Raw genomic sequence first — 18,762 nt, 5'->3', positions numbered from 1 at the left:
ATCGGCATGTTTGAAGACAGCCTGATGGAATCCGGAGGCAGAATCAAGACCAACCAGAAGTGGACGGGGTTGATTTCGACTCTGGTGCAGCTCGGATTGGTGGGTTTTCTGGTACTGCTGCCCCTGATCTTTACTGAGGCGCTACCCAAAGGACAGCTGACGACGTGGCTCGTCGCTCCGCCTCCGCCCCCTCCACCGCCGCCCCCGGCTGCCCCACAAATTCAGCAGCATGTGCAGAAAGTCAGCGAAATCGTAGACGGGTCGCTCCGTACGCCCAGCAAGATTCCCAAAAAAGTTCAGATGATCGAGCATGAAGAGGCCCCGCAACAGAACTCCGGCGTAGTGGGTGGAGTGGTTGGCGGCGTGCCCGGCGGCTCGGCCGGAGGCGTCATTGGCGGAATTATCGGCTCAGCCGCGCCACCTCCAAAAGTGGCCACACCGCAGAAGTTACGCGTCTCATCTGGCGTTGCTGACGGACTGAAGATCCACGATGTACAGCCGACGTATCCCCAGATGGCCCGGATTGCCCACATTCAAGGTGACGTGACGCTGCAAGCAACCATAAGTAAGACTGGAGTAATCGAAAACCTTCATGCCACCTCAGGGCATCCAATTCTCATCCAGGCTGCGATGGATGCCGTGAAGCAGTGGAAGTACAAACCTTACATCTTGAACGGCGAACCAGTGGAAGTGGAAACAACGATTAAAGTCCAGTTCCATATGTAAAGCAGTTAGTTCAACGAATACTGATGGCTGGTCAATGCCAGCCATCCGGCCCCGAGAATGAAGAAGGTTCATCGCGTCCTGTAGCCGCGCGCTGTTCTCCGTTCTGTCCCGCCCCGCGAGGGGGCAACACTCTCGGAAAATAAATTGATTAAAAGTTCTGAGGAGGAAAACTTAAACCCATGCTTGTCGCAAATATTGCAACTCTTATGATCGTCAAAGCGCATATGGTGGCCTTCTGGCTGCTCCAGGCAGCAGGCGCCGATGATGCCGGCACTATCGGATGGGACCCCATCCACTTGTGGAAACAGATGAGCTGGGTTGCCCAGGTCGTCGTGGTCGTTCTCTTTATTATGTCGGCGTGGTCCATTGGCGTCATGATTGACCGCTGGATCGCATTCAGCGCCGCCCGCAAACAATCCCGCCAGTTCGCTCCCGTGGTTGCCGGCGCCTTGCGCGAAGGCAAACTGGACGAAGCCATCCGAGTGGCGGAACGCAACAAGAAGAGCCATCTGGCCAAAGTGGTGACCGCAGGCCTGCAGGAATTCAAGGCCCATGGCGAATCCACGGAAATTCCCGGCGAGCAGATTGAAGCCAGCAAGCGCGCGCTGGAACGGGCGGAAGCCATTGTCCACGCTGAACTGAAGCGCGGCCTGGGCGGTTTGGCCACCATCGGATCCACAGCGCCTTTCGTCGGCCTGTTCGGAACGGTTATCGGAATTTTGAACGCTTTTAAGAAGATCTCTGAGCAGAAGGCCACAGGTCTGGGCGCGGTCGCCGGTGGTATTTCTGAAGCGCTGGTAACAACGGCTCTGGGACTGTTCGTCGCTATTCCCGCCGTGATGATGTTCAACTATTTCACCGGCAAAGTGGAAGCGTTTGACGTGGAAATGGACAACTCATCCAGCGAACTGGTTGATTACTTCCTGAAGCGGAGCGGTGCTACCACGGTGCGGCGGTAAGCCGGGAGCTGAGCAATGGCCATAAGCGTTCGTAATGAAGGCGTAAAAGTAAACTCCAATATCAACGTAACCCCCATGGTGGACGTGATGCTGGTGCTGCTGATCATTTTCATGGTCATCACGCCCATGTTGCAAAAAGGCCAGTCAGTGGATTTGGCCAAGGCCACCAACCCCATGCCTATGCCGGATGCGGACAAGGAAGATGCCGTGATCGTCGCCGTGATGAGAGACGGTCAGGTGTTTCTTGATACGCAGAAGGTAACGCCTGAAGAGTTAACGCAAAAAGTAAAGGACCGCGTTTCCAGTCGTACCAACAAGCAGGTGTTTGTGAAAGCTGACGCGCGCGCCAAATACAAAGGGGTGGTCGAAGTTGTTGACGACGTCCGCTCCGCCGGCGTTGACCAAGTGGGCCTGTTGACTGAACAGAAGCGTGACGCCAACAAGCCACCGCAGTAGTGGACCAGAACCAGAACAGAAGAGGATTAATTTTATGGCAATGACAACTGGCGGAGGAGGCGGGGGGCAGACCTGCGATATGAATGTCACGCCGCTGATCGACGTATTGCTGGTGCTGTTGATCATTTTTATGGTCATCACGCCGCTGACGCCGAAAGGACTTGAGGCGCTGGTACCGCAACCGCCGCCGCCGCATCAGCCGGAAACCCAGACAGACCGCACCGTGGTGGTGCAGGTTCTACTGGATAACGGCAAAGTAAAATTGAAGATCAATCAGGAAGACGTAGCGCAGGAAAATCTGCAGCAGCGGCTGACTGATATTTTCAAGACGCGCGCAGAACGGGTAATGTTCGTAAAAGGCGATCCTGACGTTGAATTTCAGAATGTGGCCCAGGTGATCGATATAGCTCGGGGCACGAATGTCATCGACAGAATCGGTCTCATCACAGCAAAGATCGAAGCAGGGCAGTAATACGGTTTAACTCCTCAGAATGGGGATGATCGGATGGCCGTTCATCCCCGTGAGTTTTACCCACCTCAGGGCGCAAAAAATTTTCTCCACTCCGATAAGGGAGCAGCAAAGATGAATAGGACCGCACGACTCGTGACGGTAATAGCCGTCGCAGCCGCGCTGCTGAGCACGGCGGGTTGCAACAAACTAAAGGCTCGCGATCAACTTAACAAGGGCGTTCAATCCTTCCGCGGCGCCAATTATGAGGAAGCGATTGGGCATTTCCAAAATGCCGTCAGCCTCGATAGCGACCTCAAGGTTGCCAAAATGTATCTCGCCACCGCTTATGCTCAGCAGTATGTGCCTGGCGTAGAGACAGCGGAAAACCTGCGTAATGCGCAGCTCGCCATTGATCAGTACAAGCAGGTGCTGGCGACCGATCCGAACAACGTCACCAGCCTCAAGGGCATCGCCTTCCTCTACATGCAGCAGAAAAAATTTGATGAGGCGAGGGAATATTACAAAAAAGCAATCGCTGCCGACCCCAACGATCCGGAAACTTATTATTCCGTGGGCGTAATTGACTGGTCCCAGACCTATAAAGACGCGGCAGACGTAAAAAGCAAGGAAGGCCTGAAGGTTGAAGACGAACTGAAGGGCAAAGGCAGCCAGAAGCTCTGCGATCAGTTGAAAAGCAAAGATGGCGAGGTTGTGGATGAAGGCATGAAAATGCTCCAGACAGCCATTGACAAGCGCCAGGACTATGACGACGCAATGGCCTATATGAACCTGCTCTATCGCCGCAAAGCGAACGACATGACCTGTGACGATGCGGAAACCCGGGCGGATTACGTAAAGACGGCCAATGAGTGGAGTGACAAGGCCATGGCTGCGCGCAAGAAAAAAGCAGAAGAAGCTTCAAAGAAAACCAGCGGCGGAATCGTGCTGGACCAGCCGAAATCGAAATAAACGATTTTTCATTGTTAACGGCCCCTCCTGCGGGAGGGGTTTTTTATTGAGTAGCTGCTAGCTGTGAGCTTTAGCTTCTAGCTGCATTTGGGCTCGTTTGCTCGGAAACGACTAATCGGCATCAGTTCAAACCTGAGTGGTCGCCAATGCGGGAAGACATTCTACCTTCCAGCTCCACCAAATCTTGCAGGGGGTGCTCCGAATCAAGCTGAGGGCCGGTGGCTAGCAGCTAGTAGCTGTTCTACAATCAAAGTTTCCGCTATGTTCACCAAGGTCCTCATTGCTAATCGTGGCGAAATCGCCGTTCGCGTGATGCGCGCCTGCCGCGAAATGGGCATTACGTCTGTGGCTGTGTTTTCTGACGTTGATCGCCGGTCTCTTCATGTCTCCAAGGCGGACGAAGCTTATTTGCTTGGGCCTGCGCCTGCCCGCGAATCGTATCTCAACATCACCAAAATCCTTGAAGTAGCCCGCAAATGCGGGGCTGAGGCCATTCATCCCGGCTATGGATTCTTGTCTGAAAACCCCAAGTTTGCGCGAGCATGCGCTGAAGCAGGAATCAAATTCATTGGTCCACCGCCATCCGCGATGGAGTTAATGGGCTCCAAGACACGCGCGCGTACAGCCATGCAGGCCGCGGGAGTGCCCATGGTTCCGGGCTCTGCGCGCGGCCTCAGTATTGCCGAAGCGGAAGCAATGGCTGCGGAGATCGGATATCCCGTAATGATCAAAGCTGCGGCCGGCGGCGGCGGCAAGGGGATGCGCTTGGTCAGCAAGCCTGCCGATCTCAAATCCAGCTTTGAAACCGCACAAAGCGAGGCGTTGCGTTCCTTCAACGATAGCGAAATCTATATTGAAAAATTTATTGAGAACCCGCGTCATATTGAGATACAGGTGCTTGGCGACGAGCATGGCAACGTGGTTTATCTGGGCGAGCGCGAGTGCTCCGTGCAACGGCGTCATCAGAAGGTGATTGAAGAAGCGCCCTCGGCCGTTGTCGACGAAGAAATGCGCCGGCGCATGGGCGCGGTGGCTGTGCAGGCCGCAAAGTCGGCTGGATACGCCAACGCTGGGACGGTGGAGTTTCTGGTAGATGGCAAACGCAACTTTTATTTTCTGGAAATGAACACCCGGCTCCAGGTGGAACATCCTGTTACGGAACTGGTCACCGGGCTGGATCTAGTGCATCTGCAACTGCGGATCGCCAGCGGAGAAAAGCTGCCTTTCCGCCAGGAAGATGTCCAACTTCGCGGACATGCCATTGAATGCAGGATTTATGCTGAAGATCCCGACAATAATTTCTTTCCTTCCCCAGGGAAAATCACACAGCTTTTGCGTCCTTCAGGTCCCGGCGTGCGTGAAGATAGCGGCGTTTATGAGGGCTGGACGGTACCGCTGGATTATGACCCCATGCTCTCCAAGCTGATCACTTACGCTCCCGATCGGCCAATGGCCATTGCCCGCATGAGGCGCGCTCTGGACGAATACTTTGTTGGCGGCATTAAAACCAATCTGCCGCTGTTCCGGCGCATTCTGGAGCACCCAGACTTCATCACTGCGCGCATCGATACAGGCTTTCTCGACCGCCTGCTGGCAACTCCCGCCATTCCGGCAAGCACTAAAAACGGAATGGCTGAGATTGCCGCTATTTCCGCTGCGCTGTTTGCCGCCACGGCGCAACCGAAAAATGGGCAGAATGGGATGTCGAAATCCGGCGACGAAAAGCGATCCGCCACATCGATGTGGAAGCGTACGGCGCGCAGTGAAGGAGTTGGCGGCGAATGATTTATGAGGTCACGCTTGCGGAGAAAGTCTATCGCGTTGAGCTCACGAAGGTCGGCGAGCGCTGGAAGTGCTTGCTGAATGGCCGCGAACTATCAATCGACGTTACTGATGGCCGGAGCGGGGTTCTTTCTCTCCTGCTGGGCGGCAAGTCATATGAAATAAAGCAGGAAATTGTAGGAACCGAGACGAATATTGTTGTGGGCCACGAGCGCTTTACCGCTTCTGTTCGCGATCCACGGTCGTTTCGGTCTCGCAGCCGGGCCGGCGCCAGCGAGCAGGGCGTGATGAAGATCAAGGCGCCCATGCCGGGCAAAGTTGTACGGGTGCTCGCGGGCGTGGGAACACCCGTGGAAGTGGGTCAAAGCGTGCTGGTGATTGAAGCCATGAAGATGCAGAATGAGTTGAAGGCTCCCAAGACCGGCGTGGTGAAAAAGATTAACGTTGCGGAAGGGGCCGCCGTGGACGCAGGCCAGAGCCTGGCAGAAGTGGAGTAGCGACTAGCTGTGCGCTCCGGCTCAGCCACGGCGTGAGTGTGACTGGGGTGATGAAGCCCGTAACTGATTAAAATATCGCGACACAGATAGCCACTATTGCACCATAAATTAAAGCAAACACTTCTTATTAGATCCCGAGTTGCGGTTGGAGCGAAACCTGCCTCATTTAAGCGTGGCTGAGAAAGAAGATTCGCATCTCCGCTCAGCGCGAAAGAAGAACGTGGTGTTGCCGAACGCGAGCAATTTCAGACTGGCTCACCTTAGCCCGCTTTGCGAAATCTGGCCAGGATGAAACTGCAGCACTGACCTCTTTGACCACCTTGGCAGCCGTTCCGATCCCAAAATGATCAGCGACAACCATAAGATCGTCCCACGTGATGTCGGCAAACTTGCCGTTCACAGACATCAGGTGCTGATACGTCCATTCTCCCTTTGGGTTGTAGGCGTGAGTCACATCGTAGGCTGGAGCCAACTCCCATCTTTTACCCTCACGAAGCAGAAATGAGGTGTTCTTTGTGTGGTCGTCACAATTGGCGGCCATGATGTTGAATGTGACTCGCCGGAACGCTTGCTCCATACCTGAATATCCGATTCCCAAGCGATTGATGGCCATGAACAGCTGGCTGGAATCGTGAGTGGCCCTCTGTCGATAGTCAAGGTGTGCCAAGCCACATAACGTCTGGAGGTGGTGCTTCTTGTTCCCGTCACGATCGAATCGCTTCGTCATGAAGTGTGCTCGATCATGTTCCTCCAACAATTGAGATTCTGACATCTCGATCCCCGCAGCCTTCGCCATCAAGTAGTACGCATACTCGATCCGTCCATAGTCTTGGCTGACGCCGAGACGTTCATCCGGTCCAACGCCATCGAACTTGATAAGCCAATGCTCGAATCCGGGCTCAACATCGAATTGGCCTGCGCGAATCTCGTGTGTCTTTGGATTCCACGAAATTACAGCCTTTGCTCTAGCGCCTCCTGCCGAAGTTCCGACCTGAATGATTTGCGCGAATGCGGCCTTGGCGTGTGCGTCGGTATCAATCTCTCCTTGCACAGCACGCCTGGCACTTTCGACGAGTGCCGACAACCTGATCGCGGTCGTTGACTTCGAACGTCCAGGACCGCGCGCTGGCTTAAATTCCAACGCACCGATTCCTCTCTTTGCCATGTACGCGAGACGGTCAAGTGAAGTTATCTGTGACTTGTTCACGCCTTCCTGTGCCATCCATGCATCGATGAGGGCGTTCCCAAAGTCGTCAGGCAGTGCGTCTGCGAGCATTCCCGGCAACCGTCGATAGGTGAGTTCCGCCAGGTCCGGAAAAATAAAAGGTTCTGTAGCAGATGCGATCGGCATTGTGATTGGCGCCAGATCGACGCCAGACTCGCGAAAGGCTGGTAGATATTCAAAAGCGTAGTAGCCAAGCTTCGGATCGAGCGCTACTGCCCCGACGGCCTTGCCCCAAATGAAAACCTCGACAACATGAACAGGTCGGTACACAATCTGGCTCCGTCAAGCCTTATTGGTTTTCATCCGCCGTGGCGATGCTCGCTGTCGTGGCGTCTTTGTTTTGAGCATTTGCACCGGGCTGATCGAAACGGTAGGTGCGAGTGTTCCGAGCCAATCCGTTCTGTTTAGGATGCGAAGAACTTGAATGAGAGAACGCAGGGAGGCGCCTTTCCCGGCCTCAAGGTTCTTGACCGCGTTGAGGGCAATTCCGGCCCGTTCTGCCAGCCGCTTCTGATCGAGATCCAGCCGGAGTCGGAGGGTGCGGATCTGCTTTCCGAGTTCCGCCTCCCACTCTCTCGTCGTGGTTGCCATCATATGTAAATTAATATCCCTATTTAAGGCTATAGTCAATGTAATTGCTATCTTTAGCCCTATTTAGGTCTATAAACAAATATATTTCAAAGATCTCGCTACCTAACGAATCACTCCCCTATTTTGAAGTAACACGTTCTATTTGGTCCCTGCACTCTTCAAGATCTGTTCAGCGTAATAGTTGTGGACTTCAGCATTGTCACGCAACACTTCATCATACGCGGCGCGCAGAATCTGCTCGCGCTGGCTGCGCAGCTGATTGCGGATGAACTGCTGCACCTGGGGATCATTCAGGTCGCGCTGTCCTGCGGTCTCTTTGCCAATCAACTTGATAATGCGATAACCGAATGGCTGATGCGTGGTTGGATTTACAACCGGAATCACATCGCTGAACTGGCCGGGTTTTAATTTCAAGATTGCATCACGGGTCGCGGAATCAGTGTTTTTGAGTTGCGATTCCGGCATGGGCCCCAGCTCACCGCCATTGCGTGCGGTATCCGGATCTTCAGAATACTTTGCCGCAACGCTGGCAAAATCCTCGCCGCTTGAAAGCCGATTCTCGGCCTCCTGTATCTTCTTACGCGCTTCCGCCTCGTTCTGCGCTTTGCCCGGACTCTCTCCCGGCTGGCCCATTGGCTGGTTCGTCACCAGGATGTGGGCCACGAAATATCGCGGCTCAATCAGATTAAAGTCGGCCTTATGCTGGTTGTAATAATTCTGCAGGTCAGCATCGGAGATGGTGACTTTTGATCCAATCTCTTTGTTGAGCAGCTTATCAATCGTGAGGTTGCGGCGTATCTCCTGCTTGGAGTCTTCCTCCGTCATGCCCAGATCTTTCAGCCGCTTCTGAAATTCTTCTTGCGTATAAGGGGCCTTGGCCTGGCTGAATTTGCTTTCCACCTCGTCATCGGTGGCAAGGATTCCGAGCTTTTCCGCCTTCTGGAGATGCAGTTGGATATCGATGATCTGGCTGAGAATATTCAGCCGCAGGGCTTCCTCTTCCGCGGCGGTGGGCTTTTGCGGCGACCCGGCGACCCGGCTGTTGTAATTCTTGTCCAGTTCGGAACGGAAAATTTTGTAGCTGTTCACCTTGGCCACTACTTCTTTATCGGTGCCGCGGCCTGTGCAGCCGGCCAGCATAAGTGGCAAAGCGACCAGCAACAAGAGAAAAGACAGACTGCGCCGAAATTTACGCGCCTGGATCAACAGTCGCCTCCATGGGCAATTCAGATACGGTACGATAACCGACTTCAACGTGCCTGGCTAGTTTTTTGCATTCGCCGGGGTCTGCTGCGCACTATCAGCCAAAGCACGATCCAGTGCAGCGCGCAATTCCGATTCCGGCACCGCGCCAGTGTACCTTTCTCCATTGATAAATAGAGTTGGCGTGGAATCCACCCCGAGCTTATCACCCTCAGCCATGGATGCGCGCACGGCGCTCTCATCCTGCTTTTGCATGCAGGCCTGCAATTTGTCCGCGTCAAGCTGATGCTTCTGTGCCTGTTCCTTGGCCAGATTATCAATGTTCTGGAATGCGTCTGTACGCGATTTGCCTGTCATCTGCTTCTGGTTGGCGTGTATGTAATCGGCAAAGTCCCAGTATGCCGGAGCATTCTGCTCGCCCAGGCAATTGCCGTCAATGGCGGCATGCATGGCCCACGGGTGGATCTCAATCAGCGGATAATCCTTGTAAATCACCTTGATCCGGTCAGCATAGTCCTTGAACACATTTTCAAAAAGAGTGGAGTGCAGGCGGGAGCAGAAAGGACACTGAAAATCATCGAAATTAACGATGGTGACCGTGGCGCTGGGATTGCCCTTCACCGGACGGCCCTTCACGTCGATCTTGGACATCAGGTCCTGGGAAATATCGATCTTTTCCACGTGGGCCAGGGTTTTGCGGTCTGTAGAAATCAGGAAGTCGTGTTGCGTTGTTTTGCTTCCCCCGGTAAAAGAGACAACCACCTCGTCATAGTCGGCCGTCGTGCTTGGCTTGGGATCAGACAGGGAAATTGTGACCTGGGCCGGGACGTTGTAGTGGGAGCGAATCTCTGTGGTTATCCGGTGGGTAATCTCCGGGGTCAGAGGAACTGGCTTGGCAGCTGCCGTGGCTGCGGGCTTCTTCCGTGCAACTTTCTTATTTGCAGTCTTAGCCCCACCTTTTCCTTTTGCAGCAGTCCCGCCTTTTTTGGCGGCAGGAGTCGCGCTGGCTGCGGCTTTCTTTGGGGCGGCGGTACCCGCGTTTTGAGACACTCCCGGCTGAGCAACCAGAAGCACAAGCAGGAAAGTATTTAGAAAAATGCCTATAAATCTAGCCAAAAAGGTCACCTCGTCGTACAAGACAGCTTTCCAAATTATCTCATGAAGGCGCAAGCCCCATGGTTAAGAGATGAGCTTAATCAGGGGTGGGGCGGTTTTGGCGGAATTCATTGATCCGGAACGGAATCCCTCGGTGTCGATGGTCACAAACGTGAATCCCAGCGCTTTAAAGGTCCGGGTGAACTCGCGGAACATCTCCGGCGTGAGTGCGCGGGGCAATTCGTCCCGGGCGATCTCAATCCGGGCAATCTCGCCGTGATGCCGTACGCGGCACTGGCGGAAGCCGAGACGGCGCAGGGCTTCTTCTCCCTGTTCGACCGCTGAGAGGGCCTCCAGCGTCACAGGACGGCCATACTCAATGCGGGATGAAAGACAGGCGGAAGCAGGTTTTTCCCAGACGCGCAGACCTGCCGCGCGGGCCAGTTCCCGGATATCAGCTTTGGTTAAACCAGCCTCAAGCAGGGGAGCAGCTACGTGATGCTGCTTGGCTGCCGCTTGGCCGGGACGAAAATCGCTTTGATCATCGACATTCACACCATAGGCAATGGATTGGAAGCCTCTTTTCGCGGCAAATGCCTCCATCGCCTGGAAAAGTTCATCTTTACAGTGGAAGCACCGCTGCCGGTCATTGCGAACGTATTCCGGTCGGTCCATTTCGCTCGTCTGGACCACCTCAACGGCGATTCCATGCTCCTGCGCGAAGGCTAGAGCGTCGTGCAATTGAGTTCGTGCCAAGCTGGGCGAATCTGCGATCACCGCAAGTGCATCCCGCCCCAAGACCTTGCTCGCGACCCACGCCAGATAGGCCGAATCGACACCACCGGAGTAAGCGACCAGGGTGCGACCGAGCGATCGAAGCGAGTCTTCAAGGAGGAGCTGTTTGGCGGACAAATCCATAGCTAGATTCTAAACCTGAAAGACTGTTCTTTCTGAAATCCCGACCCTGAGCTGGTCGAAGGGGAGGGATCCCTATCGTTCCGATGCTCTCAACTTCGATATCGATGGAACTCGCTGGCACTAGGGTTCCCTCACTGCGTTCGGGACTAGAACTAGAACAGCCGTTCCTGGCGTTTCAGGTTTCCGAACGATCCAATATTTGCCAGCGTGAACGCGAAGCGGTATTGGTTTTCATTCCGCACTGAACCGAGAGAAAAGCGGCGATATTCAAAGCTCAAGCCGCAGCAATCCCAGTTATAGGAAGTTTGGGCGGCCCCGTATTGCAGGAGATTGAACTCGCGATCGAACCCGATGTTTGCGGCGGCGCTCCAGCCTCTCTTGGTGGGACTGCCATATCCAAGTTGCGCGCGTACCTGGTCAAAGAGCGGAGGCACGCATGCCGGCTGGTTAAAGACGTGCGGGATACAAGTGGGCAACACGGCCCCCGTTGTGGGATCGTCCACCACTTCACCTGGAACCTGAAGATAAGCGTGGCTGGCGCCGACAAAGAAATCGCCGAAATGAAAGCCGGTGTAAAGCGTGCTGGAATTGATGCGGCCCTTTTTGCTGTCATAGTCGAGCTGCCATTCCAGATCGCTGTTGCTGCTGGTACGCACGCGGAGCCGCGAGACCACAGGAGAAAACCGCCGGGGATCGGTAACAAAAGCGATGCCGGTGAAGCTTGCGGTGGTGGTCAACACATTGCGCGTGCCGTTCACGATCGCGCCACCAAAAGTCGGGTCGGCAAAATACTTCATCTTTACGTCCCAGCTCACGAATTCATCGGCGCCCGCGGGCGCACAGGAATCAGCCGCAGCAATGGCTTGTGCGCTGGCAGTGGAAACCGTGTTTGTTGTCTCCTGGTTGCATTCTGGACGCTCACGCTTGGTAAAAAGCCTTTGCAGCAGGCCGAATTCAACTTCATTCGTGTTGCTGAGAATGTCCCTGAAGTCAAAACGAATGATGGAGCCAAGTTTCTCTACGCCGTTGGTGTAGCGATAGACAAACCGTGGCTCAATGGTGTGCTTGATCTTGCGGCCGGCGATTGTTCCATCAAAAACTTTGCTCAGTACCGGCGGACGCAGTTCAGCGCTGGTGGCAATGGTGCGGCGATTGAGCACATTGTGGTGCGCTATGGTGATTCCCTGCTCTGTAGATTCCTGCTGGGAATAAGCCGTATTGCGAAGTTGAACGTCCGGGCGGAAAGTCCAGCCTTTGTAAAAAATGGGAAGACTTACGTCAGGATCTACGTCAATGCGGCCAACCAGGCCGGGAGTAACAAAGGGGGGCTTTCCGGGCTGGCTGCGTCGCAAGCCGCCGGCATCTACGTCATACGACCAGTAAATCGGCGTGCCAAAAATTTTCCGATCCACACTGGAAAATTCGACGCCCGGCGCGTGCAGGATCGTTATTACGTCGTCATTTTTCTTGCTCTGGAAGTTCTGGTAGCGCGCGCCAAATCCGTTGAATGAGAAGCCCTGGAGGTTCTTGGTGAGGAAGGCCACCGACTTCACCTCAGAATCTACGGCCTGAGAAAAGTTCTCTGTAAAAGCCAGGCGGAAGATGAAGGAGCTCAGGTAGTCAATGGACGCGACACCCCGGACATCGTGGGCGAATGTGGTTTCAGCATTGAGTTTTACGTCTTCTCCGCCCTGCTGGGTGGTTGTCGAAAGAGTCTTCCCGGTCTGATCGATTGATGTTGTGGTGATGCCGCGGTCGAGCACGCCGAAGTAACTGAGATTAAGAAACGATACTTCATTGGGCCGGTAGCGATAATTTTCCTGCAGGGCCCAGCCGCGCTTGGAAAGGTATTCACCGCCCACGGTGGCGTCCATGCTGCGGTTGATGGCCCAATAAAAGGAATCGCCAATCACTGTGCCCTTGGTATTCGAGGTGCCGAAATTCGGGATCAGGAAACCGCTCTCGCGTCCAAGACGCTCCACCGGCGGAGACGCATACGGCAAATAGAAAACCGGAACGCCTTTGAGGCGAAAAGTGGCGTTGTAAACATGCGCGGAGCTGCCCACTTTCATGATGATTTTGGCCGCGGTAAATGTCCACTTGGGACGCGGCAGTTCGCACGAGGTTACCGATCCGTGATGCAGTACATATTCGTCCGGCGCCGTTTGCTCCACCATCTTGCCTGTAAAGGAAAGCGGGCTTGATGATGTGAGCGTAACGCTGCGGCCTTTAAAGCGCGCTCCCGTGGAACCGCGTACATCGTAGAACTTTCCGGTCTGCAGATGCAGGTTATAGCTGCCTTCACTGCCGCTGATGTGTATATCGCGCCGGCCGCCGTCTAAAGAAACATGGCCTTTTGCGGTGACGTCGCCAGAGGCGGAATCATACGTCACCAGGTCGCCGTGGAAGGTATAGTCCGCGAATTGAATCTGCACATCGCCACGCAGCGTGTAAACCTTGCCGGCCTGCTCGCACTCGCGTGCATCAATGACCACCGGATGCTCTTCGCTGATCGGTATACGCATTTTCTTGTTGCTCTGCGCTGCGGCCGCGGCATTCCCCTCAGTTTGGGTTGAAGTAGTTGACGACGCAGACTGCGGTACCGCAGGCGGAGAGGTGATGACAGAATGGCAGTTTCCGATTGGAGCTTTCTCACCGGTAGCGCCTTGTTCCAGTTCGACGGGCGTGGGTGTGGGCGTTGGCGTGCTTTGTTCCGTTGATGCAGCAGGATTTTGCGCGCTCTGGTCTGCGAGCGCCTGGCTTGTCACTAGCGGTGCGGTGACAAACAAGTGACAAAGCAGCCCTGCTGTGATAACAAATTTATGTTGGGAACGCATGCCGTAAGAAAGCCAGTCTGGGCAAGTTACCACGGCAAGTTTTGTAAAAGCAAAAGTTGGCCCAGTCAACATGCCTCCCGCTCCTGGCGAAAATCTCCGAATCGGCCCATGACTTGCCCTCTCTGCGGTAAGGCGTCTCCTTGCGTTCACACTCGCAGGAACACCTCAGCCCTGGTGGACCACCACGCGGACCACGACATTCTTGCTGCCGATTTTGCTGGTGACGAGCAGCCGCTTGCGCCTCCTGCGCCGCCCATTCGCGCAGTGGCGGGCGAGGCGCGCCCTGCGGCCGATCCGGCATGGAGAAGAGAAATTGTTTCGCGGGTGCAGCAGCATCGCGCGCGTCGCCGCCGTCCAGTTGATCCCAATGCCATGGAATTAAATTTTCCTGCGGATGGCCCACATTCCTTTGGTGCGGACCCCGAAGATGGCCGGATGCCGCCTCCGCCCGAGCGCTTTCATGAGATTGTGATCCCGCAGAACATGGTCAAGCCGGTAATGGGCAGGCCGGAGCCACCTAAGGTCATCCGCTTTCCGCGCACACAGCCTGCGTACGTGCCTACAGTTGAAGAAGTGATGCTCGATGAGCTTGAGCAGGCCGCGCCAGCGCCGGAGTCGCCCAGAATCACCATGGAAGCCTACGATGCTGAGCCGATGGAGTTACTGCAACAAGAAATCGAGCCGCTCGAGATCGAGCCAATGGCAAGACCGTCTCTGCGGGGCCAGCAGATGGATTTATTGCCCAGCTTTGACGACATTCAACTGGACCCCCAAGACGAGCGCATTGACCACGATGATGAAGTGATCCCGCATCCTGCGCCGATGCATCAGCGTCTGGTGGCCGGACTGGTGGATGTGGCAATCGTTTTTATCGCTACTGGCGCCTTTGCACTGACTTTTCTGGAAGCGGCGGAGCAAGTCCCGCATTCAAGCATGACAATGCTATGCATCCTGGCGGCCGGTGGAATCTTCTGGCTGGTATTTCAATACATCTTTCTTGTCTACCGACGCGCCACACCGGGAATGAGCTTCGCTGGTCTTGAACTTTGTACTTTCGAAGGAAAAGCCACCACCATGTTTGAGCGGCAATGCCGCGCCGCAGCCAGCGCGCTTTCAGGGTTTTCCGTTGGGCTGGGCTACTTGTGGGCGCTGGTGGATGAGGATCGCGTCGGCTGGCACGACCGTATCAGCCGGACGCATGTGCGCTCAGCACTCAGCAGTCAGCCTTCAGCACTCAGCCAAAGAGAAATTTACCGCTAAGGACGCAAAGGTCGCGAAGGAGAGGAAATCTAGGATTGTTTTGGCTTAGCGTTCTTTGCGTCCCTTTGCGGTAAATAGATTTAGCTGATTCGTGTTCATTCGCGTTGATTCGCGGCAGGATGTGTTTGGTGACTATAGGGTTCCCTCGCCGCACTTCGGGATAAAAAATCTACGCCACCAACTGTCCCGGTTCTTTTTCCACTGCGGTGATCTTTTCTGTTGTCGACGTGTCGCCCGAAAGCAGCGGCCAGCCTTTGCGCAATACGAATTCCAGCCATGCTCCGGCAGCTTGTGATGTGAGCACTGCGACCAGAACCAGCGTGGTGTAAAACGCGGCGCTGATGATTCCGGCTTCAAACGCTACGCTGGCCAGCACGATGCCGGGACCGCCGCGAGCATTCGTTGCGACAGCGAGGTTCGTGATGTCGAGGCCGCGGAAGCCTGCCAGGCGCGCTCCCAGCGCGACTGCCAGAAGCTTAAGCACACAGGCACCAGCCAGGAAGGCCAGCAGCATCGGTATGGAGAAAGCTTTCCCAAAGATCAGGCTATAACCCACCAGAGCGAAATAGACAGGGATGAACAGCGCGAAGGAGAAGCCAGAGATTGTGGCTAGGGCATCGCCCAGCCGCTTGCGCGAAACGGCAAATCCCGCGAGGAAGGCGGCAAAGACCAGATTCACGTCCAGCAGGCCAGCAACAGCCACATAAGCAAATGCGATCAACAGAGTGAACGTCACTGGGGAGTTGATGGCAAGCAGGTTGAATCGTGATTTTGAAATCCGCTTGGTCGCGCGCGGAAACAGCATCAATCCCAGGATGAAATAGACGAGCGTGATGCCGATGTGCAGAGCAATCTTGCGCGCCGGAAGACCGGATGAATCGGCAATGGCAGTGGCGATGGCAAGCACCGCCCAGAGAACTATGTCTTCCAGAACCGCCACGCCCAGCACCAGCCGGGCAAAACGCGTGTGAAGGATTTTAAGATCGAAAAAAATGCGCGAGATGACCGGAATGGAAGTCACCGCGACCGCAATGCTCATCACCAGAAGCAGAGAAGCGCGGCTGGACTTTGCGCCCATGAACCAGCCCAGGGGCAGCACCGATCCTAGGGCCAGCATGATGAAAAAGGGCAAGGCCGTGCCAACGGCGGCCAGCCAGCCAATCTGCTTGCGCTCATGCTTCTGGAAAAGCGCTTTGGTTTCCGCGCCGGAAAGAAACATCAGCATGAGCAGGCCGAGATAGTAGAGCAGGTCGAGCGCGGCCTTCTTCTCATTGGCGGCAACGTCAAGCTGAAGAAAATGCGTGTAAGCGGCCCATCGACCGAGAACGAACGGCCCAAGGATGCAGCCTGCCAGAATTTCTCCGATTACGCGCGGCTGGCGAAGGCGAGCAAACAGGTAGCCGAGCAGATGAGCGCCGGTGAGCAGGATCGCAAGAAATAGGATGAGTGGGCCGATGGCGCTGGAAGGCATGAATGGGAATCCGGAGCTGCTGTCATAGGATCAGATGAAATTCCGACTGCGGGCGTTGGCTGGGCAAATCAGGCGATTGGCTTTTGTTACCATGGATATACATGTCATCGAACGATAAAGTTCGCGTCCGCTTTGCGCCGTCGCCCACGGGACACATCCACCTTGGCAATGTGCGGACAGCGCTGTTTAACTGGTTGTTTGCCCGCAAGCATGGCGGAACGTTCATCCTCAGGATTGAAGACACTGACCTGGAGCGCAGTGAGGCGCGATACGAAACCCAGCTCATCGAAGACCTGAAGTGGCTGGGCCTTGATTGGGACGAAGGGCCGGACATCGGCGGCCCGTATCCGCCTTACCGGCAATCGGACAAGATGGACGTGTATCGCGACTATGCTGAGCGGCTCATCAAGGAGCGGAAGGCGTATTACTGCTTCTGTACCGCCGAGGAACTGGAGCGCGATCGCCAGCAGGCCATGGCGGAACAGCGCCAGCCAAACTATTCCGGCAAGTGCAGGAACATTGATCCAGCGGAGGCGGAGCGGCGCCGGGCAGCGGGCGAGCCAGCGGCAATACGCTTGCAGATTCCTGAGCGTCCCATCCGCTTCCATGACATTGTGCGCGGCGACCTTGAATTTTCAAATGAAGTAGTGAGCGATCCCATCATCGTCCGCTCCAGCGGCATGCCGACCTATAACTACGTGGTGGTGATCGATGACGCCGATATGAAGATCACACACGTCATCCGGGGCGACGACCACATTTCCAACACGCCGAAACAGGTTGCCGTGTATGAGGCGCTGGGGCTGCCGGTGCCCGAGTTTGCGCATCTCTCGACTATCCTGGGGCCCGATCGCGAGCGGTTGTCGAAGCGGCACGGAGCCACGTCAGTGGCCAGCTTCCGCGATATGGGCGTGCTGCCCGAGGCCCTGATGAATTACCTGGCGCTGCTGGGCTGGGCCCCGAGCGGCGGCGATCGCGAGATCTTTTCCAAGGACGAGTTGATCAAAGAATTCGACCTGGACCGCGTGAATGCGGCGCCTGCGGTTTTCGACTTCACCAAGCTCTACTGGATCAATCGGCATTACATCAAGCAAAGCCCGCCCGAGCGCATTCATCAAATGGGCACGGAGGCTTTGCAGCGCGCAGGGCTGCTGCCGTCCAGCGTGAATGGCAACGTCAAAGGTTGGACGAATGGGCTGATTGATTTGCTGGCACCTTATGTTGATCAGCTTGATCAGTTGCCGGAGAAAGCAAAGATCATCTTCAACCATGACGCTGCCGCGGCGCTGGCCCTGCCGGAGAATGCAGAGGTGTTTGCCAGCGACAAAGCAAAGGCCGTAGTGCAGGCGTTTGCGAAGCGCGCAACGAATGAGTCGCCGCTGACGCCGGAGCGCTTTAAGGCAATCATGGATGAGATCAAGGCAGAGACGGGCGCAAAGGGAAAAGATTTATTTCATCCGGTGAGGATCATGCTGATTGGATCGCATTCCGGACCGGACTTCAACAAGCTTATTCCAGTCATCGAAGATGGAAGCAGGCTGGAATTGCCGGTGCACGTGAAGAGCGTGCGCGAACGGATAATAGAGTTTACAGCGGCACAAAAGAATTGATTTGAAATAAATGCGCGGAGCGCAGGCGCCCTCGCCTGCGTCCCTACCAAATTCTTCATCGCAGCCGAGGGCGGCTGCGGTCCACGTTTTTCGATGTTAAGAACGCAATGAAACCTCACTTCCGATTCGACTTTACCTTCCCGCGCAACTATGAAGTTAGAATCCTGGAAGCTGCTCCGCCCGTTCATCCTATTGAGAAGCTGTACCACTATCCCGTGGAACTTGAGGAAGGCGACCGCAGCGGCGCGTACGTGCGCGTCACGCCGCAGAGCGGAGCGGCGTGGGCGGGATTCTTTGCGCTGGGTTTTGACTCTGACCAGGTGGTCAGCCAACTTTGTTCAACGCCTGATCCCGAGCGTTTTTGCGTGGTGGTGGGCGGCTACGCATACTTGGTGAAGGCCTCTGACCACGCTGACTGGCTGCGAATCGAACAGCGCCCGGTGGTGGACTTGCGCGTGCTGTCGCAGCAGGGGCTTCTGCTGTTTGCTGGTTTCACGTCAATTGTTGCAGTTGGTAGTCTGGGAATTGCGTGGACTACGGAGCGGCTCACGTGGGAAGGATTAACCATCAGCGCCATCGATGGAGACAAGCTGCTGGGCCATGGATGGGACGCGCTGGCAGATAAAGAAGTGCCGTTTGAGGTGGACTTGAAGACTGGGAAGCACACGGGAGGAGCAAGGCCCTAAGGCTGTGCGTTCCGCGTGAAAATTTC

17 protein-coding genes are annotated in these 18,762 nt (G+C 55.4%); 10 read left to right on the top strand and 7 right to left on the bottom strand.

Annotated elements, in window-relative coordinates; genetic code table 11:
* Positions 1–6: 6 nt before the first annotated feature.
* The 7 genes from LAO76_17285 (at position 7) to LAO76_17255 (ending at position 5,840) form a co-directional block, all read left to right on the top strand.
* Entirely contained in the window at positions 7–726 is a 720-nt protein-coding gene (locus tag LAO76_17285) for a TonB family protein (GenBank protein ID MBZ5492678.1), read from the top strand.
* A gap of 179 nt (positions 727–905) precedes the next feature.
* Positions 906–1,685, top strand: coding sequence for a MotA/TolQ/ExbB proton channel family protein (locus tag LAO76_17280; protein ID MBZ5492677.1), 780 nt, complete (start codon positions 906–908; stop codon positions 1,683–1,685).
* A 15-nt stretch (positions 1,686–1,700) separates the two neighbouring features.
* A complete protein-coding gene (locus LAO76_17275; GenBank protein ID MBZ5492676.1) occupies positions 1,701–2,141 on the top strand; it encodes a biopolymer transporter ExbD in 441 nt (146 codons plus the stop codon).
* Between the two features lie 34 nt (positions 2,142–2,175).
* Entirely contained in the window at positions 2,176–2,613 is a 438-nt protein-coding gene (locus LAO76_17270; GenBank protein ID MBZ5492675.1) for a biopolymer transporter ExbD, read from the top strand.
* A gap of 111 nt (positions 2,614–2,724) precedes the next feature.
* Positions 2,725–3,561 (top strand): tetratricopeptide repeat protein, encoded by an 837-nt coding sequence (locus LAO76_17265; protein ID MBZ5492674.1) that lies wholly within the window; start codon positions 2,725–2,727, stop codon positions 3,559–3,561.
* A gap of 261 nt (positions 3,562–3,822) precedes the next feature.
* Positions 3,823–5,346, top strand: a complete 1,524-nt coding sequence (gene accC, locus LAO76_17260; GenBank protein ID MBZ5492673.1) for an acetyl-CoA carboxylase biotin carboxylase subunit — start codon at positions 3,823–3,825, stop codon at positions 5,344–5,346.
* A complete protein-coding gene (locus LAO76_17255; protein MBZ5492672.1) occupies positions 5,343–5,840 on the top strand; it encodes an acetyl-CoA carboxylase biotin carboxyl carrier protein subunit in 498 nt (165 codons plus the stop codon). Before accC ends, LAO76_17255 begins: the two co-directional genes overlap by 4 nt.
* 202 nt (positions 5,841–6,042) lie before the next feature.
* Here LAO76_17255 and LAO76_17250 read toward each other — a convergent pair whose 3' ends face one another.
* The 6 genes from LAO76_17250 to lptD all read right to left on the bottom strand — a co-directional run bounded on the left by LAO76_17250 (position 6,043) and on the right by lptD (position 13,781).
* Positions 6,043–7,338 (bottom strand): type II toxin-antitoxin system HipA family toxin, encoded by a 1,296-nt coding sequence (locus tag LAO76_17250; protein ID MBZ5492671.1) that lies wholly within the window; start codon positions 7,336–7,338, stop codon positions 6,043–6,045.
* A 9-nt stretch (positions 7,339–7,347) separates the two neighbouring features.
* A complete protein-coding gene (locus LAO76_17245; protein MBZ5492670.1) occupies positions 7,348–7,656 on the bottom strand; it encodes a type II toxin-antitoxin system MqsA family antitoxin in 309 nt (102 codons plus the stop codon).
* A gap of 138 nt (positions 7,657–7,794) precedes the next feature.
* Entirely contained in the window at positions 7,795–8,754 is a 960-nt protein-coding gene (locus LAO76_17240; protein ID MBZ5492669.1) for a peptidylprolyl isomerase, read from the bottom strand.
* Positions 8,755–8,919: 165 nt separating this feature from the next.
* Positions 8,920–9,975 carry a DsbA family protein gene (locus LAO76_17235; GenBank protein ID MBZ5492668.1) on the bottom strand — a complete coding sequence of 352 codons (1,056 nt, stop codon included), beginning with the start codon at positions 9,973–9,975 and terminating at the stop codon, positions 8,920–8,922.
* Between the two features lie 63 nt (positions 9,976–10,038).
* Positions 10,039–10,872: an ATP-dependent sacrificial sulfur transferase LarE gene (larE, locus tag LAO76_17230; protein MBZ5492667.1), complete on the bottom strand. Its 834-nt coding sequence runs from the start codon at positions 10,870–10,872 to the stop codon at positions 10,039–10,041.
* 152 nt (positions 10,873–11,024) lie between these two features.
* A complete protein-coding gene (gene lptD, locus LAO76_17225; GenBank protein MBZ5492666.1) occupies positions 11,025–13,781 on the bottom strand; it encodes an LPS assembly protein LptD in 2,757 nt (918 codons plus the stop codon).
* 102 nt (positions 13,782–13,883) lie between these two features.
* Between lptD and LAO76_17220 the strand changes: the two genes are divergently transcribed.
* A complete protein-coding gene (locus tag LAO76_17220) occupies positions 13,884–14,969 on the top strand; it encodes an RDD family protein (protein ID MBZ5492665.1) in 1,086 nt (361 codons plus the stop codon).
* Positions 14,970–15,138: 169 nt separating this feature from the next.
* On the opposite strand, the gene LAO76_17215 is transcribed toward LAO76_17220, so the two are convergent.
* A complete protein-coding gene (locus tag LAO76_17215) occupies positions 15,139–16,440 on the bottom strand; it encodes a cation:proton antiporter (GenBank protein ID MBZ5492664.1) in 1,302 nt (433 codons plus the stop codon).
* Between the two features lie 101 nt (positions 16,441–16,541).
* Between LAO76_17215 and gltX the strand changes: the two genes are divergently transcribed.
* Both gltX and LAO76_17205 read left to right on the top strand, forming a co-directional pair.
* Positions 16,542–18,050: a glutamate--tRNA ligase gene (gene gltX, locus LAO76_17210; protein ID MBZ5492663.1), complete on the top strand. Its 1,509-nt coding sequence runs from the start codon at positions 16,542–16,544 to the stop codon at positions 18,048–18,050.
* Between the two features lie 107 nt (positions 18,051–18,157).
* Positions 18,158–18,736 (top strand): hypothetical protein, encoded by a 579-nt coding sequence (locus tag LAO76_17205; protein ID MBZ5492662.1) that lies wholly within the window; start codon positions 18,158–18,160, stop codon positions 18,734–18,736.
* The last annotated feature ends 26 nt before the right edge of the window (positions 18,737–18,762 follow it).

This window comes from Terriglobia bacterium (assembly GCA_020072645.1).
Taxonomy (GTDB): domain Bacteria; phylum Acidobacteriota; class Terriglobia; order Terriglobales; family Acidobacteriaceae; genus Angelobacter.
The sequence above is the reverse complement of the archived record's forward strand: the minus strand, read 5'-3'. Positions and strand labels throughout refer to the sequence as shown.